The following is a 23,928-nucleotide window of genomic DNA, read 5'->3' as shown; positions in this document are numbered from 1 at the left end:
AACATGACAACAACGTATTCAATAGCTGTAATCGGAGCCGGTCAAATCGCGCATACCCATCTGAGGGCGCTGCAAAGCTCGGAAAGAGCCCGCCCTGTCGCGATCGCCGATGTGCTCGAAGAACGGGCGCAGCAGCTCGGTTCGGAGTATGGCTTGACAGCTTATACGGACTACAAACAGATGGTGCTGGAACAAAAGCCGGATCTGGTGATCATCACGCTGCCGCATTTTTTGCACAAAGAAGCCGCGGTCTGGTGCGCCGAACAAGGGTGCCACATGTTGCTCGAAAAACCGATGGCGTTAAACGTCGCCGAATGTATGGAGATCAACGCCGCCGCTGAGCGCAACCAGGTGGTTGTGGCCGTCGGTCATATGCAGCAATTTTTCGCCGAGCATATCGCGGCGAAGTCGATTATCGCATCGGGGCAGCTCGGCGAGCTGGTGATGGTGAACGATAAACGGTGGGGGAACTATTTCCAGGCGAGCCGTCCGGCATGGTTTCTGGAAAAGGCGAAGTCGGGCGGCGGCGTGGTCATCAATCTGGGCAGTCATTCGATCGACCGGATTCAATGGCTGACCGATAGCTGGATCGCCGCAGTAAGAGCGAGCATGACTTATCGGAGCTCAACCGACGTGGAGGGAAGCGCCGCCTTGTTCATGGAGACGACGTCCGGCGTACCGGTTACGGTCTCGCTGTCCGGCTACAAAGGCGTTCCCGCCAACGAGACGGAGCTGCTGTTCACCGGCGGCGCTTTGCGGATCGGCATCCGGAGAGGATTGTCGATCGGAACCGACGGCACCTATATGCCGGTTACCGTTCCGCCGTCGGCCGATGCGTTCGTCGCCCAGTTGGAGAGCGTGCTGGATACGGTGCAATACGGAAAGCCGCTCTCCATCTCCGGCGCTTACGGCCAGTCCGTCGTCGCCGTCGTCGAGGCGGCGTACCGTTCCCACGAAACCGGGACGGAGCAGCAGGTCAGCCAGATCCAGGAGCTGCTTCGGGCTAACCGAAAATGACGGTATAGGTTTAGAACGCCAAACAGAAGCGAGGGCGTGAAGGACGATGAATACGAACAAATGGGCGGTATTGGCGGAAATGCCGTTAACCCCCGCCGCCGATGGCGGGCTAGCGGAGCAGGAATGGAGCGAAGCTGCCTTATTGGATGACTTCCGGACGGCTTACCTCAACGAACGGGTGGCAGACGGTCCCCGCTACAAGCTGGCCTATGATTCAACCCATTTGTATATAGCGGGCACGTTTGCGTCGGTGGATCGGCCGGTATTGGACAAAATCGAGCTGATCGTCAGTACGATGAAGCCCGGAGAACCGCATTATATCGTCTCCATCCCGGTTACGCCTGCTGCTAAAACGATCAAGACGGGCTGGGGGGAGGCGGATTTACAGCCAATCAACGTGCAAGTAAAGGATTGCTCCCTGAGGGATGTCGGAGACCGGACGGTTGTGGAGGCCAAGGTTTCCTGGTCTTCGCTCGGCTCCGTGCCGCCGTCACCCGGAACGCACTGGCGTATGAATGTCGTACACGTCCATCATCTGGGCTCGAAACCGTTGATCAGCTGGGTTCCGGTGCGAACCTCCAGGTTTTGGGACACGGGCAGCAGCATCGTTATGGTGAATGGCAATGTAATCGATGAAGGCCGGCTGGGGAGTCTGTTTTTCGCCAAGACGCCGGCCGGTCGGAGATGGGTCCCGCAAGAAGCGGGACTCCGTTACGTCGATTTCACGCATAAGGAGGTATCGTTTAAGGAGGACGGGATCACAGGTTCGCAGCAATCGGAGTTTTCGCTGAAATGGAAATCTCCTGCAGGCGATTGGATGCCGCTGCCCCGGATAATCAGCGGTGCGGACGGAACGCGCCGCGTGTTAACGTTCGAGCATCCTCCCGTTTCCGCTCGCGGACTGATCGAGCTTCAGGTGTATGTTTATCGCGGGGATTGTCCCGATGACGGATTATTTGCGATCCTTTCGTTCGACCGGGACGAATGGATCGAAGCGGGGCTTGCTGTGTCGGCCAAGGCTGATTCGGCCGAGAGTCCGGTACGCGTGCAGCCTAAGCCCGCGTCCCGCCATGTGTTGCTTACGCTGGAGCTGATTCCGGACAAAAGCGGATTTATTTTTACCGGTCTGCCGGAAATGCCCGAGCTGCATCCGGACCAGCTGTTCAAGCTGTCGGACGACCGTAGAAGCCTCGTCTCGATCAAGACGGGAAGCGTATATCCTAACGCCCTATATCCGGAAACGAAGGTCGTGACGGCGATCAACCGGAAGGGCGAAGCGGTGGACTACCCGTATTACGAGGACGAAACAGGCAAACGTTACTTTTTGTCCGCCCGACTCTGGTATTTGCAAAGGCACTACACCGTTGCGGAAACGGAAACGATCGCCGGGTCGGATGCGCTTGGCGCGGCGAGGCTGCTGTACCGGTTCGCCGAAGTATACGAAGGTTATGTGCCGACGACCGACTACATCTGGCACAACTACCCGATCAGCATAACGTCCGGCCCGCCGTTTAATTATTGGGGCGGCATGTGGTGCCGCTGGTCGGTGGCCGAGCTGAACAGCCTGCGTCCGCTGCTGCGCGCTTACGATCGGGTCAAGCAGACGAACGCCTTCGACGTGTTAAGCGAGGAAGTCGGGGAAGATGTGGAGCGGAAGATTGTTCGGGACATGTTCATTCCGTCGATCCAATATGCGCTCGCTTATCCGTACGTGCTCGGAAATATGAATTTTACGCAATGGCTCGGATTGATCGAAGCCGGCAAAACGCTGAACGAACCGGATTATATCCACAACGCCTTCCAATGGATGGAGGATTATGTGGAGACTCAGTTTCTGTCCGACGGCTACTGGAGGGAAGTCGCGCCGTCGTATCACGTGCAGTCGACGAACGGTCTGGCCCAGGCTGCGGACGCGTTGTCCGGCTACAGCGACCCGGATGGTTACGTATCGCCGCGTACCGGCAGACGGTTTGACAATCTGGATATGAGGACTGTGTACCCGGCGATCGGAATGTCGGTCCGCAACAACAATCTGCTTGTATACCCCGACGGGAAGCTGCTGCCGCTTCAGGATGCGTGGGCATCCGACATGGCCGGATCGCCGCTCCTGGATGCCGGCCCGCTGCTGATGCCTGCGGCGGGAATCGCACGGCTTGCGGGGGGGACGGGAGCCGATCAGACGCAGGTATGGCTGCAGTTCGAGCCGAAATACGGTCATAACCATTACGGGCCGCTGCAGCTGAATCTGTATGCGGCAGGGCAGGAGCTGCTTCCCGATCTCGGCTACACGTATACGAAGGACCGGGCGTTCACGTTGTCGGCGATCGGGCACAACACGGTCGTCGTGGACGGCAAAGATATGAAAATCGACGATGTCTCGAAGCACGGCGGCCGCATCGGTCTGTTCGCGCCGATCGGAGACGTCCAAGCGATGCGGGCGGATCAGAAGGAAGCTTACGAAGGCGTGGAGCAGTACAGCCGGGAGCCCTGGCTCATCTTGTTTCCGGGCGCGGAGGAGGGCGAAGGCTACCTGGTCGATCTGTTCCGCGTATCGGGCGGCAGCCGCCACGAGTATACGCTGCAGGGAGACGCGAACCGCGACGCCTGGTTCGAAACCGCTCTGGAGCTGGGCGGGTACGGTCCGCATCTGCTGCCTCCGGGTACGAAGGTGAAGGAGGCGGAGCAGTTTAACGAACGGGGAAGCGCCGAAGGCCATTATTACGGCTACATCTCCATCCGGAACGTCAAGCGGGCGCGATTGTCGGGCGACCGCTACGAGGTTACGCTGGTAACGAGCGAGAACGGGGCGGAGAAAGCGAAAATGAACATAACCGGCTTGCTGGAGCCGGGCGGCAATGAGCTATACTTGGCGCGCTCGCCGTCGATCCGTTCGACGCGGCTGTCAGGCAAGAGCGCAGATACGAACGACGAAGCGTCAAAGTACGATATGCCGAAGCTGGTGCTCAGACGCGACGGCACCCGGCTGCAAAGCACGTTTGTTACGGTGATGGAGCCTTATGCGGGAGCGGCGGGGCCGCGCATCAAGACGATCGAGCGGCTGCAGCTTAGCGAAGGGCCGGAGGGGGCTTTGGCGATCCGGGTAACTTACGGCGGCATTACGGATCTGCTGATCAGCTCGACCGGGCATCCGGATCAGACGATTGTCGCGGACGGGGTGACGATGCGCGGGAAAATGGGTTTTGTCCGGACCGAAGACGGCGTCGTTCGGTCGATGTATTTGATCGGCGGCACGCTGCTGTCGGCAGGCGGCGTAACGTTTACGGGGACGGGCACGATTCAGGGCGAGATTGCGTCGACGAAACGGAAGGCGAACGGTGATCCGTACAACGGCATCGTCACTCGTACGCCAATCGGCGCCGACGCGGCGGACGCAATGCGTGGAGCCTACGTCGTCGTGACTCATCCCGACGAATCGACGAGAGGATACCGGATCAAAGAGACGATCGGCGATTCGGGCTCCACCGTTATCGTATTTGATGAATATGATCCGGGCTTCGATATTCGTCCGGATGGTACGTCGAGCATGAGCTATTACCCGGCCAAACGCTGGAACGGTGCGCATACCTTTACGTTTGACAGTATCAACGTTTATGACAGCCGTTCGCCGGAGCAGGAGTTGGAGCCGGTCCATCAGCAAGCCGGTAAAGCCCCGCACTCCGTGCAGCATTAATAACATTTTCAAAAGTGGGGGGCCTAGCGGGAGAAGGAGCAGGTTCAAAAATACGCGTTTGACTGACGGGGGAGTTGTGCAGGGGAGTCAGCCTGCATAGCCCCCTCTATTTGCGCTTTACCGGCCAGCTCTGGGGGCGGCTGACCGTCTTGATTTTCAGGATACCGGCTTCGGCCGGCAGGAGGGGGGAACCGCATCAGCGGTATGCATGATCGGGACGGCAGGAAATCCGGCCGGTGAACGCGAATACATGGGGATGGCAGATCCTGTCTTTGCTTTTCTAAAAGTGCGAGTTCAAAAAGTCCGGTTTTCAGCACCGAGAAGATGGGATGAAGCAAGGAAATGAGGAGCGGAGCGTAGTGGAGCTACGTGAGCACCGGAAGTTCCGGCTGAATGCCATATTCGATGTCGAGTAGGCTTCCTGATCTTCTTCGTGATCAAAAGTGGACTTTTTGAACAACCTCTAAAAATGAATGAATCAGGAGTTCAACTATGGAGCGGATCTATGAGTACTTAATAGCCAGACAAGGAGAAATCGCAGAGGATCTCGAACGGCTCGTAAAAGCGGAATCCCCCTCGCTGGACAAAACGTTGACAGACCGGTGCGGGGAACAACTCCGGACGATGTTCGTGCATCATCTTGGCATCGATGCGGAGCTTTATCCTCAGACGGCTGTCGGCGATCATATGCGGTTTACTTACGGTGAAGGCGAGTCGCAAATTTTGATTTTACTGCATTTCGATACTGTGTGGGAGGCCGGGCGCTTGTCGTACCGGGTAGAGGGCGGCAAAGCGTACGGCCCGGGTATTCTGGACATGAAGGGCGGGATCGTGCAGTCGCTATGGGCCGTGAAAGCGCTAAAGGAATCCGGCTGGAAGTCCCGGCATAAAATCGTGTTCCTGTGCACAAGCGACGAGGAGATCGGCAGCGGCACTTCGCGCGCCCTCATCGAGGAAGAGGCCGGTAAAAGCAAAGCCGTTCTCGTTCTCGAACCGCCGATCGCCCGGACGGGAGCGCTCAAAACGTCGCGCAAAAGCGTCGGCAAATACCGGATTCAAATCCGGGGCAAAGCCGCTCATGCGGGCAATCATCACGAGGACGGAATCAGCGCGGTGGAGGAAATGGCGCGTCAGATCATCGAGCTGCACGCCTTAACCGACTATGCCAAAGGAACGACGGTGAATGTCGGCGCTGCGGGCGGCGGAAATCGGGCCAATGTGGTGGCCGAATACGCGGAGCTCCAGGTTGACGTCCGTACCGTCAATCTGGAAGAATCCGAGCGCATCCATCAACGGATCACCGGATTGCAGCCGTTCTTGCCGGGGATTACCCTGACGGTCGAGGGGGGCGTCTCCCGCCCGCCGATGGTGCGGAGCGATCAGACGCAAAGGCTGTTCCGGCTCGCTTCCGAGTGCGGTGCGGAGCTCGGTCTGGCGTTGCAGGAGAGCGCGGCCGGGGGCGGCAGCGACGGAAACTTTGCCGCGGCTCTCGGGATTCCGACTCTGGACGGTCTGGGCGCAGTCGGCGAAGGCCCTCATGCCGAATACGAGCATGTGGAGCTGGCTCATCTGCCCGTTCGGGCCGCGTTGCTGGCCAAGCTGTTGGTCCGTCTGCAGACGTCCGGGGAGCAAGTCTAATCTTGCCCTTGCACGAAGGGCCGTACCGGGTGAGAAAGGGAACAACGGAGTAATGTTCTCGTGATCCGCAGATCCGGTCTTATCCGCAGAGTTTCCCGGCAGTAAGGCAGCGGCCGGGAACCGGGACATTTCCGGTTCTTATACCGAAAAAAGCCCGGTTTCAGCCGGGCTTTTCCGTGTTAAGGGCCGTTTTCCGAACGCCGATAGTCGCTGGGTGTCATGCCGGTCACTTTTTTGAACATACGGATAAACGATGTGACGTTCACGTAACCGACCCGGGCCGAGACGTCGCGGATCGGGGTGCTCGACTTGGCGAGCAGCTCCTTCGCTTTGCCGATGCGCACTTCGTTCAAATAGTCGGAAAAATTGCTGCCCGTTTTTTCCTTCACATACCGCGACACGTAGCTCGGCGTCAGTCCGAGGCCGCCCGCAACGCGATCCAGCGACAAATCTTCATGGTATTTGCTGTGAATACTGTCCAGTACGAATTCGACGACAGGGTCTTTTTTCTCTTTCCGTTCAGCGATCCGGCTTGACGCCTGCGAGAGAAACCGTTCGAACAGCTGCCGGTATTCGTCCACGGAGGCGCAAAGCTTTATTTCCTGGTACGGGGACTGCCGGTCCAGCACGGAATCGATGTCCACATTGGCAGCGACCATCGCTTTAATCGTTTTGGCGACGATTTCTTTGGCGAATGAGCGGAACTGCTCCTCGGTCGCACCGTCCTTTATCATACGGCGCAGGGCCCGTTCGATGAGCAGCATGACATTCTCCGCTTGACCGGTCTGCAGGTTGGCATACAGTTCCTGCTCTTGCGCGGGGGAGAATCCGACATAAAGCGGCTCCGGCTCGAGCGAGCTCAACAGTTGCGTTTCCGACAGCAGCTTGCGCCGCCCGACCATTTCGAGCGTATCCTCATACGATTCCGTTATGCTTCCCGGCTGTACGAGCTCGGGCTTAAACGCTACGGTCAAATAGCCGTACTGCTTGTCACGGTCGAACACCGACTTGAATCGTTCCAGCGCTTCGAATACGCCTTTCGCCTCGCCGTCTGTGAAGAGCAGCGACAGCACCTGATTTTTCTCGGTCTGCAGCGTTACCGATTCCGGATATTTCTCGGAAAGCGAAATGCCGATGAATTCTTTGATGAAAAACATCGCGCGTTCCTGTTCCGCCGCCGGAAGCTCGCGGAACCGTCCGGTCATCGACAGCTGGAACACGATGAGATAAAACGGCTTTTCCGCGATCGGCAGCTCGTTAGGCCGGGTGTAGATGTTTTTCAGCTTGCGGATGTAGCCCAGGTGCGTCAGGTGCGATTGCTGGTTGCGCAGGTCGCGGCTGATGTCTGTATTCGTCTGCAAAAATTGCTTCACATTCGCGTCGATAAACCCCAGTTCGTCGATTCGCTTCGGGGAGGGAGACTGTACCTGCGGACCGTATCGTTGAATCGTCTCGATAATGTTCTGAATCGGCGTGTAGAAACGGATGCTGACGAAGACGGACAACGCCCCGCTGATGACGAGCGCCAGGACGAGCAGAAGGAGCAGCACGACATTGATGCGCGACATCTGATTGGCGATTTTCTCATTCGGGATGACGAGCGTGTACGTCAGTCCGGTGACATCGCCTTTGCGGAAAAAAAAGTAGTTGTTATCCGCCTTCACATCGTCCTTCGTTTGGTCGAGCCGATCGAAGGAGAGCGCGAAAGGACGGCTCCGGTCGGAGCTGAACAAAGTGCGTCCGCTCTCGTCCAGGATGTAGAAATAGCCGGCGGTCCGGCTGTCGAACGTGCGGAACAAACTTTCGGCGTCGAGCAGAGCAGTGATATACATATTTGGATCGGTCGTCGATTTCAGCACGAGCGGGAATAAGTCGCCGTGACTCATTTGCTGCGAATTCGTAAATTCCGCCTGCGGGTACAGACGCAGCTTGAATCCGGCGTCGAACTGATGCCGCCAGAAGTCGACTCCGTACGGGGCGCTTCGATACGTGCTCGCGTACAGCGATTCTAGCCGGTCGGGACCGCCTTGATGCACGACGAACGAGTTCATCTTGAATTGGACGATAACGTCCTGCAGGAACAACATGTCGTTCTCGCGGATATCGCGGATTCGCTTGACGAGCTGATTGACGGCGTCGATCGCGGCAGAACGGTCGGCGTCGAACAAGTAGGAGAGCTGGTTGTTGAAGAACAGCCCGACGAGCGAAAGCTGTACGGACTGGATATGATTCTCGTACCGGTCGGCCATATGGGACAAATTTTGTTGGCTGCTCGTCGTAATCTCTTCGCGAATGTTCCGGTGAAAGAAGGTGTATGAGACAAGGTTGAACGTCAGCAAGAGAACGATGACCGCGATGAACCCGGAAAGGATTTTGACGAATAACGAGTTCGTTTTCAAAGCCGTCCCCTCCATATGGAAACGCTTTCTATTCGCGGCGATGCCACAATCGGGAATAAGAATGCCGCCTTGACTAAATAAGGGTATTACGAACAACGTTCCAAGTCAATAGCCGTACGGTTTACATATTTTATAGTAATTCGCATGTTTTGATATGCCGCAACGTACGTATACGATTGCAAAAATAGATACTGGCGCGAAGGGGGCGGCGAATGTATGGTTAATCTTGAAAGCGGTTTCCGCCGCATTCGAAGCCGAAAGGGAAACGGTAGGCGTTTCGGGAGAAAGGGGGATCACATGCGACTCGGCTATAGGCGGGGAAGTGTGAGCATCGCGGCGGCGGCCGTTGTTATGCTGATGGCTGGCTGCATGGAAACGCCGGGAAGCCGGGTGACGCGGTCGGAGCCTCCCGCTGCGTATGCCGGAACGACAGGAGAAAGTATCTTTCTCTACAATCCGCCGGTCGAGCTGTCGACGGTCGGGATGACGCTGCCTGTACAGGTTTATTCGCAGGGCGACGACATGAACAACAACGCCTGGACGCGTCATCTGAGAGACAATCTCGGCATTATCGTCCAAAAATGGTGGGAGACGTCCCCCGGGCAATTGGAGCAAAAGACGAATCTGATGATTGCCTCCGGAAACATCCCGAATTTCTTCATCGCCACGCCGATGCAGCTCGTCCAGCTGGAACGGGCGGACTTGATCGAGGATCTGTCGCAAGTATACTCGCGGCACGCTTCTGCGAACGTACGCAGCGTCATCGAGGAAGCCGGTCCCGAAGTGCTGGAGGCTGCGAAAATCGAAGGCAAACTGATGGGCATTCCGTTCACAGGCGTGGCCAAAGAGTCGGTGCCGGTCCTTTGGATCAGGGAAGATTGGCGGACCCAGCTGAACTTGCCGCAGCCGGCAACGATGGACGATGTGATCGCCATCGCCGAAGCGTTTGCGAACCGGGACCCGGACGGCAACGGCCTGCACGATACATTCGGGCTGGCGCTGGACAAATCGCTGTCGATGGCAATCGGACTGCTGAACGGCTATCACGCGTACAAAGGCATCTGGATCGAGGAGCCCGACGGTCGGCTCGCGTACGGCAGCATCCGGCCGGAAATGAAGCAGGCGCTCGGCAAGCTGCGGGAGATGTACCGGTCCGGTCTGATCGATCCCGATTTCGGGATGAAGGAAGGAGGGAAAGTGTACGATTCGATCGGCGCAGGGAAAATCGGCATGGCGTACGGTTCGATATCGGCGAGTACGCTGTATACGCAAACGCCGGACAGCCGCTGGTTCGCCTACCCGGCCCCTTCGGCGGACGGCGGGAAGACGCGGGTGCAGCACGGGCTTAATTTGCACATGGGCTTCTGGGTCGTCAAGAAAGGAACGCCGCATCCGGAAGCGGTATTGCGCATGGCCGACGAATTCGTCAAAAAATTTTACCTGAACACGGACGACAACATATACAGGCAATTCAACTACGATATCGAGCAAAAAATGTCGATCTGGCACCAAGCGCCCGTCAAGCTGTACAAGTCGTACAAAAACGCCGAAATGTCCGCTCATCTCGAACCGTTTCTGACCGGCGTCAAACTGCCGACCTTCGCTGAGAAGTCCAGTCTTACACCGGAGGAGCGGGAGAAGCTTGTGCTGATTCAGGAGTACTTGACCGGCAGATCCGCGGATTGGTCCGTCATCGCGCGCAACGGTTTGCATGGCGGCGGAACCGTCATTTTGGATTACGTCAAGAACGGCCAGCTGCTGGCCGACCGGTTCTACGGATTGCCGACCAAAACGATGGTGCTGAAGCTGGCGAGCTTAATGAAACTGGAGGAGGATGTGATGAAGCGGATCATCCTCGGCGCGCCGCTCGACGAGTTCGATTCGTTCGCGGAAGATTGGAAGAGGCTGGGCGGCGGCGACATTACTGCGGAAGTGAACCGATGGGCGGGCTCCAGATGACGTAACACCCGCTCACTTATGGATAATGGGGAGGAAAAGACTTTGGCGCGTTATGTGAAAATCAGTTGTTTATCGGCTCCGCAGCTGCGGGTGCCGCCGGAAACGGACTTGGAGGAGACGGTGGTCCGCATGATCGCTTATTGGGAACGCCAGCTGGAGCAGGTGCTCCCGGACCGGCCCGATCTGATCGTGCTCCCGGAATGCTGTGACCGGCCCGAGAAAGCCGGATATACTCCCGAACGGATGAAGGAATATTACCGGTACCGCGGCAACCGGATTCGCGATTTTTTCGCCCGCGTCGCCGCGGAACGGAACTGCTGGATCGCTTATTCCGCAGTACGCGAGCTGGAGGACGGCACGTTCCGCAATTCGACGCAGCTCCTCGACCGGACCGGCACCGTCGCCGGTACCTACAACAAAAACCATCTCGTTGAAGGCGAGCGGACGAACGGCGGCATGCTGTACGGCAAAGACGCCCCTGTGTTCGAAACCGAATTCGGACGAGTCGCCTGTGCGATATGCTTCGATCTGAATTTTGACGAGCTGCGCTTGAAGTACGTGCACAGTAAGCCCGATCTGATCTTGTTCTCGTCCGCATACCACGGCGGGCTGATGCAGCAATATTGGGCATACAGCTGCCGCGCCCATTTCGCCGGATCGATTTATACGCACGCGACGAGCTCGATCATTTCACCGGTCGGCGAGGTCATCGCCACGAGTACGAACTACTATCATTATGTGACGCGAACGGTCAACCTCGACTGTGAAGTGATTCATATCGATTATAATGAAGCCCATTTCCGCAAAATCAAAAACAAATACGGTACGAAAGTGACCATTCACGATCCGGGTCTGCTCGGCTCCGTGCTCCTTTCGAGCGAAACCGATGAGTTTACCGTGAAGGACATTATCCGCGAATTCGGCCTGACTCCGCTCGACGATTACTGGAAGCGGGCGACGGCGCACCGGTGCGCTCCAGGCAATCTGGAATCGTAACCGGCCTAACGAAAAGGGGTGTCGAGATGCGAAAACGTTCATGGAAGGGATTCATCGTGCTGTTGTCGGCGGGGCTCGCGCTGGCCGGCTGCTCCGGCGGCAAGGGGGCTTCCCCTTCGGAGGCGAAGCCGGATGCTGCAAAACCGGAAATCGCCAAACCGGAGCCGGTCACGATCAAGATGGCTGCGCACAATTCGGTATTGACCCAGGACGAAATTAAAAAATATATCACCGATCCGGTCGCCAAACAGTATCCGCATATTACGGTGCAGCTCGTCGACATTGCGGAAAAAGGGAAAACGCTCCCGGAGCTTGTGGCGGCGAAAGACATCCCGGACATCTACGCCAATTTCCCGCTTAATCTGAACGATTACGTCCAGCTCGGACTCGCCTACAATATGGATGAAATGATCAAGAAATACAAGTTCGATTTGAACCGGATTCAGCCCGAGTTCGTCGAATCGATCAAAATTGGCAGCAGCCTCGACTATTTGACAGGTTTGCCGATGTTCAACCAGTCTTTTGCTTTGTTTTACAATAAGGATTTGTTCGGGCGAATGGCAACGCCGTTTCCGAAGGACGGCATGACTTGGGAGCAGGTGCGCGATATCGCCGTCAAAATGACGAGAAACGAAGGCGGTGTCCAATATTGGGGGCTGTGGCCGGACGGCGTATATCGGGGAGCGTATCAGGTGAGCTTGCCGTGGGCCGACTTTCCCGCCAATAAGCCCGTGTTCCAGACGCAGGGATGGAAAGATTTGTTCGCGATGTGGTACGACTTATACAAAATTCCGGGTTACGCGCCGAAAGGCACGAACTATACGAAGGAATTCAATGAAGGCCGGCTTGCGATGATGAGCGGTTCGACGTCGACGCTGAAAAACATGCTGACCGTAAAAGATCTGAACTGGGACGTCGTCACGTATCCGCAAAATCCGAAAGCTCCGGGCGTCGGGCAGCGGGTCGATTCGTTCACGCTGGCGATAACCGCCCAAAGCAAACAAAAGGATGCCGCATTCCAGGTCATCTCCGTCATCTTGTCGGATGAAGTGCAGCGGCTTATGTCGCGAGACGGCCGGTTGTCGGTGTTGAAGAATACCTCGATCCAGAACGATTTCGGCGGCAACGTGCCCGGTTACCAGTCGAAAAACGTCGTGGCGTTTACGAAGCCGAAGCTGGCCATTTTGCAAACCTTCAAAAATTTGCCGGCCGCGACGATTATCAACCAGTCGTTCGATGCGATGCTGTACGGAGGGAAAGACGTAAATACGGCTCTGCGCGAAGCCGACGAGAAAATGAGTCAGGCGATCCAGCAGCAGTTGAGCAAGTAAGCGGTGCGGAATACGCCAAGGTTAGAGACGGAGGCTGCCGGTGAAGATCGGTGGCCTTTTAGAGTTCATTGGCATATATGTCGGCATGAGGAAAGTACAATTGGCTTTTTGCTGGAAAAAGCGCTGGATATCTCACATTCCGCAACTTTGAGTTTGTGTAGCGAATGGTATCTTTGGGGGAAACCGCCATTCGATACGTTTAGATCAAATAGCCGTTTATGGGAATAAATGAGACGATTTCGCCATTGTTTCCGCTGCAGAATGTATTAAGATGGAGTCAGGATCAGCGATTGGAAAAAAGGAGGCGACGTTTTGAATCCGAGCAAAAGCGATCGAGAACATGTGACATTAAAGCATGGATGGGCACAGACCGATATTACCCCTCTGCAGCCGGTTTTCATTGCCGGGCAGTTTCATGCGAGGCTGTCCGAAGGCGTCATGGACCCGCTGACCGCGACCGTCTGGGCGGTGCAAACCGGCGAAGAGCATGTAGTCTTCGCGAGCTGCGATCTGATCGCGATTCCCGACGACATGCGAGATGCGGTAAGACGCTTGCTTGAGCTGCGCCGGCCAGCCGGTCTCAACCCTCGTAACGTTATTCTGAATGCCACGCATACGCATACCGGGCCGGAGGTGAGGGTTCCGTCACCATCGCCTGACGGTCATGCTTCAAGCGAAGTAGCCGGAATGCCGATTCTTGAAGCGATGCCGGTTCAGGCCTATTTGGATTTTGCCGTCGAACGGATTGCCGATGCTGTTTGCGAGGCTTGGTCGAACCTCCAGCCTGGTGCTGTCGCCTATGGATGGGGGAATTCGGTTATAAGTCATAACCGGCGCTGGGTGAACGATTCGGGTCAGGCGACGATGTACGACTTGCCGCTTTCTCCGACAAGTCGTTTTCGCCATATGGAGGGCAGCGAAGATCACAGCTTGAACGTGATCGCGGCGTACGGCCCAGAAGGGGATTTGCGCGGCTTAGTTGTAAACGTGCCGTGCCCGTCTCAAAAAAGCGAGCATTTATTTGTCATCAGCGCGGATTGGTGGCATGAAACACGGCAGTTGCTGCGGCAAAAATATGGACCTGGGCTGTTTATTCTACCCCAGTGCAGCGCCGCGGGTGACTTATCACCGCATCCGATGCTCGACCGTGAACCATACGAACGGATGCTGCGACTCAAAAATCGGACGGCACGTGAAGAGATCGCCTCCCGGCTCGTCAGCGCGATTGACGATATCGTACCGTATATACACGACACTCGCCGGAGCGATATGGCCGTGAAGCTGCGATCGCTTCAGTTGGAACTGCCGGTCAATCGACTGACTGAACGGGATGCGCAACACGCCGAGCAAGAGGCGAATCGATGGATGGATGTACTCGGGGATGAACGGCGCAAGCTGGAGGAGCGGCCTGAGCTGCGTACCAAGGAACGCTGGTATGTAGCGGCGAGCAAAGCGTACCGGATTGCCGAATGGCACATCAACGTGTTGCGGCGTTACGAACGCCAAAAGAGAAGCCTCACGCTGTCCGCCGAAATCAACGTAGTGCAGTTGGGGGAAGTTGCTCTTGTTACCGTTCCCTATGAGTTATATATGGATTTTGGTAGTCAGATGAAAGTTCGCAGCAAGGCTAAGCAGACGATAATCGTCCAATTGGCGGGAGCAGGTACATATTTGCCTAGTCCGAGGTCTCTTGCCGGCGGGGGATACGGCTCTGTTCCGGCGAGCAACCCGATCGGTTCGGAAGGAGGTCAAGCTATCGCGGATCTCGTTACAGAACAACTTGTACGGCTTATGGGAGATTGAAGCAGGAGGCGGTAGATAGGTCAGGGATTCTTTTTCCGTTTTGTTTTCCCTCAGGGACGGTCAGGCCGTTGAACCTGTCGGCTAGAGGATAGGCAGCAAGAAACCGGCTGTACGAGCCTGATCCGGGAAATCCAAACCATACGGGCCTAACCAAAACCGTTAATGGCAGCGGTTACGGAAGGCGCAAGCATACGGAGGAAGTGTATATTGGTGGAGGATAAGCTGAATAAGTTGGAAATACGCTCACTTGGCGATTGTACAATTCGCGAGATTACCGAACAATGGAATACCGGCTTCCAACAATATTTAGGGAGCGACTCTATCGGCATGTCGATCGTCCAGACAACCGGGAGACTTGGACGACTGAATATACATCCCGATTTGTCGGTAGCCGCCTTTGTCGAAGGAGTACCGGCCGGATTCGTCATGATCGGCCTGGCCGAGGCGAACGGCCGGAAGCTCGCCTGGAACGGCGGCACGGGAGTGAATCCGTCATTCCGCGGACATTCGCTGAGCAAGCTGCTGTTGCGGGAGGCGATTCGCAGAACACAATCGGCGGGCGCACATTCGCTGTCGTTAGAGACGCGCATCGAGAATGACCGTGCGATCCGCTCCTATTTGAGCTGCGGCTTCGAGATTCGAGATCAGGTACATGTTATGCGGAAGGAGGGGGGATTCGCAGACCTTCCCTTCGCGCGATCCCGCAGTTCCGATTACCGGACCGTTCCGGTTGCGCCGTGCCGGGCGGGCCTGCTTCCCTTTTATCCGCTTGCGAAAAATTCATGGACGGTCGAATGGTTTATGACGGAGGACAGCGAAGCGATCATCGCCCTGGACCATTACGGGGAGGCGGCAGGATACGCTATATACAGAAGGAGTCTGGACAGTACCGGCAGGCTGGATAGCATTCAGTTGACGCAATGCGAGGCGGACCCGCAGCGCGGCGACGGACGGGATGTTATTCGTTTCATGCTTGCCGATATTTTCTCGCCGCTTACGGAATTGTCTTTTCGCAGCTTCCACTATTTGCGGGAGAGCAATGGGGAAGCGCTGATGGCTTTGCATGAAGCGGGATTTATAACTGTATACAGCGAGCATTTGATGACGCTGGATTTTGAGCGGCATCCGGATGCTTAAACCAAGTTCTGCGAATGCATTATTCATGCATTCGTATATTTGCAATAATTATTATATATAATAAATTAAATATTATATAACAATTCATTTATTTCAATTTAAATCGAGAAATATAGCACGGATCAGATCCAATCCAGCTGGGAATACCTGACGAAATGCTGTTCAGCTGTACAATGCAAGCGAAAGCTGCTTTGAAGCACAGATGAGTTTCTTAACCTATTATTAACTTGGGGGTTATCTCATGAATCGAGCATTATCTTCGTTGCTTCTCGGAACAACTGTAATCGCTTTCGCAGGCTGCACCAAAGGCGGAGAAACGGAAATCCTTACAATTGAAGAAAAACCTCTAACTCCTGTAACCATTCGATTTCACCAGCATGGAGGCTACTTCACGGAACAAGATTTCGATGAGCTGATCGTACAACCGGTTAAGAAAAAATACTCGCATATTACCGCCGAAATGGACAAATCGACTGTAGATTTGACGGAGCATCTGGCCAAGGGAGATACAACGATTGATTTTCTCGTTACGTACCACGGTCAGTTAACTAGTTATTTGGATATGGGCGTTTATCTCGATATCGCCCCGTTGGCTAAACAGTACAAATTCGATTTGAGCCGTTTCGAACCGGGAGCACTAGATGCAATAACCGCAATACCCGACAATAAAGAGCTGATCGCCCTTCCGTATGCCAACAACCTTAACGCCCTTTACTACAATAAAGATTTATTCGATAAATTTGGCGTTCCTTATCCGAAAGACGGGATGTTCTGGGAAGATGCGATTGAGCTGGCCAAAAAAGTAACTAGAATGGAGGATTCGATTCAGTACCGTGGTCTCGATACGGATGGACTCGGCCGTTATTTGTTTCCGCTCTCTCTTAACCATATCAATGCGAAAACAGATGAAGTGATCGTTAACAGCGATCCATACAAAAGGGTGATGGAGATCGGCCGGCAAATCTATACGATACCCGGAAACGAATACAACAAAGCGGGCGACACGATTACTCGTTTTTTGAAAGACCGGAATATAGCAATGCTTGCTACCATTAATCTGTTTTTGCGATTAAGGGAAGTGCCGGATTTGAACTGGGATGTCGCTCAATATCCTAGCTACAAGGAGAGGCCGAACACGTATGGACAGTACGACCTCCATATCGTAGCTCCGATGGCTTATAGTAAAAAAAGGGAAGACCAGATGCGTGTAATGGAAGTGCTGTTTTCGGATGAAGTACAGATGATCATGTCGCGGAAGTCGGCTAAACAGCCGGTCATGAAAGATCCAAAGTTTAAACAAATGTTTGCGCAAGATTTGCCCGAATTAAAGGGGAAAAACATCGCTGGCGTGTTCAAAAGTAACTCCGCGCCTGCACCGGTCAACTCCATTTATTATTACAAGGCGAGCAAGTTCGTTTCTGACGAATTTGTGAACGTCGTATCGAATAACAAAGATATTAACTCCGCTTTGCGGGATGCGGAGGATCAAATCAAACTGCTCATTAAGACGGAAAAAGGCAAATGATGGACGATTAGAATGCGCAGAAGCGAAACGATCGGGAGGGACTGCAGAGTGGCTGAAATCGGAAATCGGAGAGTGAAATTAGGTATAGTCGGTCTGGGCGTTCGGGGAAGAGGGCTTCTCGACACACTACTGGCTATGGAAGATGTGGATGTACCGGCACTATGCGATCTGAACGATGATAAGCTGCAGTTGGGGCTTGATCAGGTCGAAGCGGCTGGCCGAGCTAAAGCGGAAAGTTATAAAGATTACAACGAACTGCTTGGCCGGGAAGATATTGAAGGAGTCATTATTTCGACTTCCTGGACCAGCCATTTTGAAATTGCGATTGCGTCGATGAGAGCCGGTAAATATGCCGGGAGTGAAGTTGGAGCAGTCGCTTCTCTGGAAGAATGCTGGGAGTTGGTACGCACATCGGAGCAGACCGGAGTCCCTTGCATGCTTCTGGAAAACTGCAACTATGGCCGCGATGAACTGGCTGTATTGAACATGGTGAAGAAAGGGCTGTTCGGCGAGCTCATTCACTGTCAGTGCGGCTATGAACACGATCTGCGGAAGGGACTCGCGATGGATATCGACAAGCGGCATTATCGGGTCCATCACTACTTAAAGCGAAATGGCGATAATTATCCGACGCACGGGCTAGGACCGGCGGCGAAATGCTTGAACATTAACCGTGGTAATCAGTTTTTGACCCTCACCTCCATGTCGTCCAAAGCAAGGGGGCTCCGCGAATGGGCCGTGGACAATCTTGGCGGAGATCACCCGATGACTCGCGTTGATGTCGCTCAAGGAGATATCGTCAACACGATTATCAAGTGCGCAGGCGGCGAAACGATTTTATTGACATTGGATACGACGCTTCCTCGTCCGTATTCAAGAGCGGGAAGAGTGCAAGGGACGAAAGGAATATGGATGGAGGACAACAATTCCATTCATATCGAAGGGAGAAGTCCTGAGCATGCCTGGGAATCGTTTGATTCTTACCGGGAGGAATATGAACATCCGCTCTGGAAACAATTTCTCGATATGGGTGTTCGCGGCGGTCATGGCGGTATGGATTATTTATGTCTGAGAGCTTTTATCGACAGCATTGCGAAACAAATTGCGACGCCAATCGATGTCTATGATACGGCCGCGTGGACGGCAGTTTCGATATTGTCGGAACAGTCCGTTTCAATGGGAGGGCAGCCGGTTCCTTTCCCCGATTTTACGAAGGGCAAATGGATCAGTCGTGAACCTGGGCCGGCCAATCCGTATTCGTTGGAGTAAACCTGTATGATGAAAAGTAATGGTTGATTGTTCAATTCCAGTCCGAGACTCGTCTGTGGTCCGTTCTCCTAAAGAGACGGACTGTTTTTTATCCAGCTATATTTAAGCGCGATGGCGCTGTATATCGACGCTGGCGCAAGTGGTGGCGAGGGGTAGCAACCAGATCGTGCTGACGTTCTCTGCGGGGACGAACTCTTCCGTCGTACGGATAGCCGACTGGCAGGCGATTCAGTTCGACCGGCTGGAGGACGCACAGGTCTATCATAACGGCTTGCTCTGTTTAGCCGATTAAAGAGAGAATAGGGGCTACTGCCTTTCAGTTATTAGGGGTCGGAATGTGAAGGTTTGTCGAAAAACCGTTCGGATGCAATACATCCAGTCTAGTACTTTATTTTCTCTAGACAGATGGAATGAAATTTTAGACCGCAATATGGTAGGATTAAAGGGAACTGATATGACTTTATTTTGACTAAAAGGAATGAGACCAAATGAAATTTACGTTAACTTCAACATCGGCTGCGAAATTGACGGTATATGTGGTAAGCAAAGGAAATTTGCCGGTTAAGCAATTGGGCGGTTACGAGCTGAAGGAGTATGCGGGTGACAAAGGCGCAGTGACGTGGCTGTATGGGCGCGAGTCCGAATCTCATAAACTGCTGGTTGGGCTAGGAGATGAAACGAAGATCGGCCTCGACCAAATCCGCGCAGCAGCAGGCGTTGCGGGGCGCGCAGTCGAGAAGGAGCAGGCGGCATCGGCGGCGGTCGATTTCAGCATGCTTTCAGGTGTGATCGGCGGCAAGATCAGCGAGGCGGAAGCTGCATCCGCCTGGGTAGAGGGCTGGCTGCTGGGGACATACGCGTTCGATAAATACAAGTCGAAGAAAAAACAGAGCCATACCGAAAACGTCGAGCTTCTGCTGACGGTTTCGAAGGAGCTGGAAGAGGCGCTGCGTCTTGGCAAGATACGGGCTGAAGGTACGAAGCTTGCCCGAGACCTCGGCAACGAGCCCCCAAACTTCCTTCGCCCCGGAGATGTGGTGGAACGGGTAATCGAGCGTTTCAAGGATACGCCGGTGCAAGTGGAAGTATTTATGGGAGAGCAGCTTGAGGAGCATCAAATGAACGGTTTGATCGCCGTAGGCAAAGGCAGCAAATACCCGCCTGCGCTTATCGAGATGCGATATTGCACCGACCCTTCGAAGCCGCTTATCGCGCTCGTCGGCAAGGGCATCACGTTCGATACCGGTGGGATTAGCCTAAAATCGGGCCGCAATCTTAGCGACATGCGCATCGACATGGGCGGATCGGCTGCAGTGATCGGCGCGCTGGACATTATTGTGAGCAGCCAACTGCAGGCGAACGTCGTAGTTTTCGTAGCGACTGCGGAGAACATGCCGGATGGCGCGTCCATGCTGCCAGGAGAGGTGATACGCTACGCTAACGGGCTGACGGTTCAAGTAGGCAATACGGACGCGGAAGGGAGGCTCGTGCTCGCGGATGCCTTGATTCGCGCATGCAAGCACGGCGCCGAGCAAATCGTCGATATCGCTACGTTGACGGGAGCATGCGTTTCCGCGCTCGGCAATAAAATGGCCGGCGTTTGGGGGACTGACGATATGGCCGAAGTTTTGCAGAAGCTCGGCTTGAGAAGCGGCGAACGCGTATGGCCGATGCCGCTGGAGGACGAATACGACGATCTACTGAAGAGCCAGTACGCGGATCTCTGCAACATTACCGGCGTCGCATATGCCGGCGCGATTACGGCTGCATTGTTCCTCCAACGGTTTGTTGAGGCCGGAACAAAATGGGCGCACATCGACATGGCCGGACCGATGGATGCCGGCTCCACGAGCGGCTACGTCGTAGAAGGTCCGACGGGCTACGGAGCGCGTCTTCTGGCCGATTTTGTCGCCGAGCGGTCGAAATAAACTTCCGGGCGGATGATCGCCGCCCAATAAGCGAGGCTATCTTTCACGCGAAAGCTCCGTGTGGATAGATAGGAACCCGCCCGCAGAACAAACCTGGTTTCTACATAGTGAATCGTGAGCGGAAGGGGGTGCTGGACGTTAGTATGGGGTTTCAATGCCAAGTGCCGATTTTGCCAGTATTAAGTATGGATGATTCACTTGCATTTTACAGGGATATACTCGGTTTTGATGTGGCATGGGTTTGGAATGACAATGGATATGCAGCTGTCAAATGCGGCGGCGTTGAATTTCATTTAGATGTACAAGAATCAATTACGACATATCGGGCACACTCCTACCTCTTTGTTGAGGATGTAGAAGAAATTCATGCTGTGTACAAAAGCAAGGGTGTAGACATTGTACAGGAAATCGAACAAAAGCCGTGGGGAGTAAAAGAATTTACCATTCGCGAGCTTAATGGCCATCGGTTTAGAATTGCACAACAAGTATGACGTTCACCCGATTAGCTGGGATAAGCGCACTTAAATCCAAAAGAAACCATCCAGACGGTCCTTGATGTGTTGCAAATCTCTAGTCCCCGTAATCCCGTATGGCAAAGGCAGCTCTTATTCAGGCTGCCTTTGCCTTTTTTTTGGAGCAGGATAACCGGTCCTTTTGGTGGAATATGTTGGGAGGTAGATATTAACTGCTCAATCCGGAGGAGGTTGTTTTATTTGAAAATAAACCAAATCGTTTTGAATGAAATGAACAAACAATTAACACGAATAGAAGCCTGTTTAAACCTATTGTCAGAGGAACAAATATGGCACAGATTGAAACCGAACATGAATAGCATCGGCAACTTATGTATGCATTTGGCGGGAAACGAGTATCAACATTTTGTAAGCGGTGTGGGGAAAGCGGCATTTCATCGAACCCGATCAGCCGAGTTTTCTATAAACGACGGATTATCCGGAGAAAAATTAATCAAATTGCTCAAAGATGTGAGACAACAGTCTTCCGGCATACTGGAGAACATGACGGCAAGCGATCTGGATACAAGTATCACCATACATTTTTCGATTGAGGATTGGAATAAAATGGTGGTTCGTCCCCATGTCGAAACGGAATCCAATTATTCAAGGGATCTGGAGACGATGCTGGTACAAGTATGCGAGCATTATAGTTATCATGCTGGACAAATTGTAATTCTGACCAAATTATTAATAGATGCTAAGGACAATTTAACAGGAACCTACCACTAACAATGGGGTTAGGAGTGCGCCAGTGGAAAATCTGATACTAGAGCAGCGGACACTAAGCTATAACCTTAGTGTCCGCTGCGGCATTTTGTAGAGAATGATCGCTTCCCATTACTAGTAACAATCTCGATGTTTTCTTCCAAACCTCTGCCCAAGTGATGTCCCACGCGCTATTGTACAACACGCCATTGAAATAAGTTACTGTAGGTTTATGATAGATTGGGTACGGGCGAGTCATCTATTCAGCTATTGAATCGGATTCTCAATAATTGCGTGCACGGAATATTTGCTGCGATAATCCAGCGGAGAAATCCCCACGGCGGATTTGAAAAGACGATAGAAGGAAGGGATGCTCTGAAAGCCGCTTTCAAAACAAACGTCTGCGGCGCTCAGGTTCGTACTGATCAACAGCCGCTTCGCTTCGTTAATCCTCAGTTGCAGCAAGTAATCTTTAAAGCTGCGGCCAAGCTCCTCTTGAAACAGATGGCTGGCTCTGGAGGGACTGATCAGGAGAGCATTCGCAATGTCCGTCAACTCGAGCGGTTCCCGGAAACGGTCTTCAAGGATGGCCAAAGCCGGCCGCAGCCGACGGAATGTATCGTTCATCCGTTTCCATTCGAGCTTCGACATACGGGTCGAATAATGGCGAAGCAGCAGCACACATAGCTCCAGCAAGGCGCTTTTGGCCATGCTTAAATAGCCGTCCTGTTTGGCGTCGAGTTCGCGCCACATTTTCTCAATTAATGCCCCGATCGGTGCGGATAGGGGAGAGGCAGAAGTAATGCGATTGTCGAAATGATCGGAGCTATAGGCGAAGGGAAGCAGCAACGATTCTTCCTCATCGAGTAACAAACGCGGATCGAAATTGATAAAAATATAAGTGCTGGGATTACTTTTATCCGATTGGGCAATATGAAGTTCCCTATTATTTACAATGAAAATATCGCCGACTGCGACCCGGTACCGCTTCTCGCCGAAATAAAAAATGCCGCTGCCGGAAACACAGAGGCCAATCTCCAAGCTAGAATGATAATGAAGCGGCTGCAGCTCTCGGCTCGGCGTCCAGCGGAAGGCATTGATCGGAATATGGTTCTCGTAAGTAATATTCAGCCTCATAAGGAACCTCGAATAAAGTATTTTTAACTGGAGCATACAAGATGGATCAAGTGTCAGCTGTTAGGATGGTGCGGACCATGCCCCTTCGGTTAAAGATATGCAGGACGGAATCGGGATCGGGTTAAACTTCGTGGAAATCCGCCGGGGTTAGCAGGAAAAGACTGCCTCTCTCCAGCGGATGGGAGACGCCGTTCAAAACGTTCGTTCCTGTTCCTTCCGTGATGACGCACATTTCGTAAAATTCGTGCCAATGAAGGGGAGACGACTTCGTCAGCTGTTGGACAAAGATGTTGAACGACCAGTTAAGCTCCATATACTGCTCATTCAACAGCCCTCTGGGCTACGTCCCGTTCTCCCGCTTCATCGGTTCAATTCCTTTCCGCTTACATCTTTATACGTTCTCGAAACGGCTTCCTGCTACATCCCGTCCTCGGGCAAGCCATACCTTGTGATTCTCATTGCGCTCCGGAATGACGCGCGTTTCCGTAGAGAAATAACGCATCGTATAGCCGCATCTGCGGTATGGGCTCGTATTGGCCTTTGCGCCGTGGATGATCCGGCTGTCGTGCAGCGAGCATTCGCCCCGCTCCAGTTCAAAGTAGACCGCTTGCGAGTCGTCGATATTTTTGATCTGCGACCGGAACAAGTTTTTGCTCGAATCCACTTTCTCATATTCGGAAAACCCGTTGTTGTGAGTGCCGGGGATGACGCGCATGCAGCCGTTTTCTTGAATGCTGCGATCAATCGCCAGCCAAACCGTGACGATTTTATCGAAGCTGCTTACGCGTCCTTTCCAGTAGGCGGAGTCTTCGTGCCATGGCGTAGCGCGTCCCACCACCGGTTCTTTGCTGATGAAATGGCTCGACCACAAGCCGATG

At 53.9% G+C, this 23,928-nt stretch carries 18 protein-coding genes; 14 read left to right on the top strand and 4 right to left on the bottom strand.

Features of this window, described 5'->3' with window-relative positions:
- Window positions 1-3: 3 nt before the first annotated feature.
- The 3 genes from IDH45_RS22230 (at window position 4) to IDH45_RS22220 (ending at window position 6,346) form a co-directional block, all read left to right on the top strand.
- Window positions 4-1,017, top strand: coding sequence for a Gfo/Idh/MocA family protein (locus IDH45_RS22230; RefSeq protein ID WP_190930332.1), 1,014 nt, complete (start codon window positions 4-6; stop codon window positions 1,015-1,017).
- Window positions 1,018-1,063: 46 nt separating this feature from the next.
- Window positions 1,064-4,708 carry a heparinase II/III domain-containing protein gene (locus tag IDH45_RS22225; protein WP_190930331.1) on the top strand — a complete coding sequence of 1,215 codons (3,645 nt, stop codon included), beginning with the start codon at window positions 1,064-1,066 and terminating at the stop codon, window positions 4,706-4,708.
- 492 nt (window positions 4,709-5,200) lie between these two features.
- Window positions 5,201-6,346 carry a M20 family metallopeptidase gene (locus IDH45_RS22220; RefSeq protein WP_190930330.1) on the top strand — a complete coding sequence of 382 codons (1,146 nt, stop codon included), beginning with the start codon at window positions 5,201-5,203 and terminating at the stop codon, window positions 6,344-6,346.
- A gap of 179 nt (window positions 6,347-6,525) precedes the next feature.
- Here the strand turns inward: IDH45_RS22220 and IDH45_RS22215 are convergent, their stop codons facing one another.
- Window positions 6,526-8,745 (bottom strand): helix-turn-helix domain-containing protein, encoded by a 2,220-nt coding sequence (locus IDH45_RS22215; protein WP_190930329.1) that lies wholly within the window; start codon window positions 8,743-8,745, stop codon window positions 6,526-6,528.
- Window positions 8,746-9,069: 324 nt separating this feature from the next.
- On the opposite strand from IDH45_RS22215, the gene IDH45_RS22210 reads away from it, so the two are divergent.
- The 11 genes from IDH45_RS22210 (at window position 9,070) to IDH45_RS22165 (ending at window position 21,937) form a co-directional block, all read left to right on the top strand.
- A complete protein-coding gene (locus tag IDH45_RS22210; RefSeq protein WP_190930328.1) occupies window positions 9,070-10,704 on the top strand; it encodes an extracellular solute-binding protein in 1,635 nt (544 codons plus the stop codon).
- Between the two features lie 42 nt (window positions 10,705-10,746).
- Window positions 10,747-11,700: a carbon-nitrogen hydrolase family protein gene (locus IDH45_RS22205; protein WP_190930327.1), complete on the top strand. Its 954-nt coding sequence runs from the start codon at window positions 10,747-10,749 to the stop codon at window positions 11,698-11,700.
- A gap of 26 nt (window positions 11,701-11,726) precedes the next feature.
- The gene (locus IDH45_RS22200; protein ID WP_190930326.1) at window positions 11,727-13,031 is read left to right on the top strand and encodes an ABC transporter substrate-binding protein; all 1,305 of its coding nucleotides are present in this window, start codon (window positions 11,727-11,729) and stop codon (window positions 13,029-13,031) included.
- Window positions 13,032-13,343: 312 nt separating this feature from the next.
- Window positions 13,344-14,834, top strand: coding sequence for a hypothetical protein (locus IDH45_RS22195; protein WP_190930325.1), 1,491 nt, complete (start codon window positions 13,344-13,346; stop codon window positions 14,832-14,834).
- 210 nt (window positions 14,835-15,044) lie between these two features.
- Entirely contained in the window at window positions 15,045-15,971 is a 927-nt protein-coding gene (locus IDH45_RS22190; protein WP_190930324.1) for a GNAT family N-acetyltransferase, read from the top strand.
- 241 nt (window positions 15,972-16,212) lie between these two features.
- Window positions 16,213-17,496: an ABC transporter substrate-binding protein gene (locus tag IDH45_RS22185; RefSeq protein WP_190930323.1), complete on the top strand. Its 1,284-nt coding sequence runs from the start codon at window positions 16,213-16,215 to the stop codon at window positions 17,494-17,496.
- Between the two features lie 48 nt (window positions 17,497-17,544).
- Complete coding sequence (locus IDH45_RS22180) at window positions 17,545-18,765, top strand: Gfo/Idh/MocA family protein (RefSeq protein ID WP_317891261.1); 1,221 nt, start codon at window positions 17,545-17,547, stop codon at window positions 18,763-18,765.
- A gap of 166 nt (window positions 18,766-18,931) precedes the next feature.
- The gene (locus IDH45_RS34745) at window positions 18,932-19,057 is read left to right on the top strand and encodes a hypothetical protein (protein WP_263364854.1); all 126 of its coding nucleotides are present in this window, start codon (window positions 18,932-18,934) and stop codon (window positions 19,055-19,057) included.
- Window positions 19,058-19,253: 196 nt separating this feature from the next.
- Window positions 19,254-20,693, top strand: a complete 1,440-nt coding sequence (locus tag IDH45_RS22175; RefSeq protein WP_190930321.1) for a leucyl aminopeptidase — start codon at window positions 19,254-19,256, stop codon at window positions 20,691-20,693.
- Window positions 20,694-20,836: 143 nt separating this feature from the next.
- Window positions 20,837-21,184: a bleomycin resistance protein gene (locus IDH45_RS22170; protein ID WP_190930320.1), complete on the top strand. Its 348-nt coding sequence runs from the start codon at window positions 20,837-20,839 to the stop codon at window positions 21,182-21,184.
- A gap of 222 nt (window positions 21,185-21,406) precedes the next feature.
- Window positions 21,407-21,937 carry a DinB family protein gene (locus tag IDH45_RS22165; protein WP_190930319.1) on the top strand — a complete coding sequence of 177 codons (531 nt, stop codon included), beginning with the start codon at window positions 21,407-21,409 and terminating at the stop codon, window positions 21,935-21,937.
- Between the two features lie 243 nt (window positions 21,938-22,180).
- Here the strand turns inward: IDH45_RS22165 and IDH45_RS22160 are convergent, their stop codons facing one another.
- The 3 genes from IDH45_RS22160 to IDH45_RS22150 form a co-directional block, all read right to left on the bottom strand.
- Window positions 22,181-23,050 (bottom strand): helix-turn-helix domain-containing protein, encoded by an 870-nt coding sequence (locus tag IDH45_RS22160; protein ID WP_190930318.1) that lies wholly within the window; start codon window positions 23,048-23,050, stop codon window positions 22,181-22,183.
- A gap of 121 nt (window positions 23,051-23,171) precedes the next feature.
- Window positions 23,172-23,378, bottom strand: a complete 207-nt coding sequence (locus tag IDH45_RS22155) for an AraC family ligand binding domain-containing protein (RefSeq protein WP_190930317.1) — start codon at window positions 23,376-23,378, stop codon at window positions 23,172-23,174.
- A 63-nt stretch (window positions 23,379-23,441) separates the two neighbouring features.
- A partial coding sequence (locus tag IDH45_RS22150; RefSeq protein ID WP_190930316.1) for a phytanoyl-CoA dioxygenase family protein occupies window positions 23,442-23,928 on the bottom strand: 487 nt, incomplete at its 5' end.

It is taken from the genome of Paenibacillus oceani (genome assembly GCF_014705615.1).
GTDB classification, from domain to species: domain Bacteria; phylum Bacillota; class Bacilli; order Paenibacillales; family NBRC-103111; genus Paenibacillus_AB; species Paenibacillus_AB oceani.
Note: the sequence above shows the minus strand (reverse complement) of the source record. Positions and strands in the feature narration are given on the sequence as shown.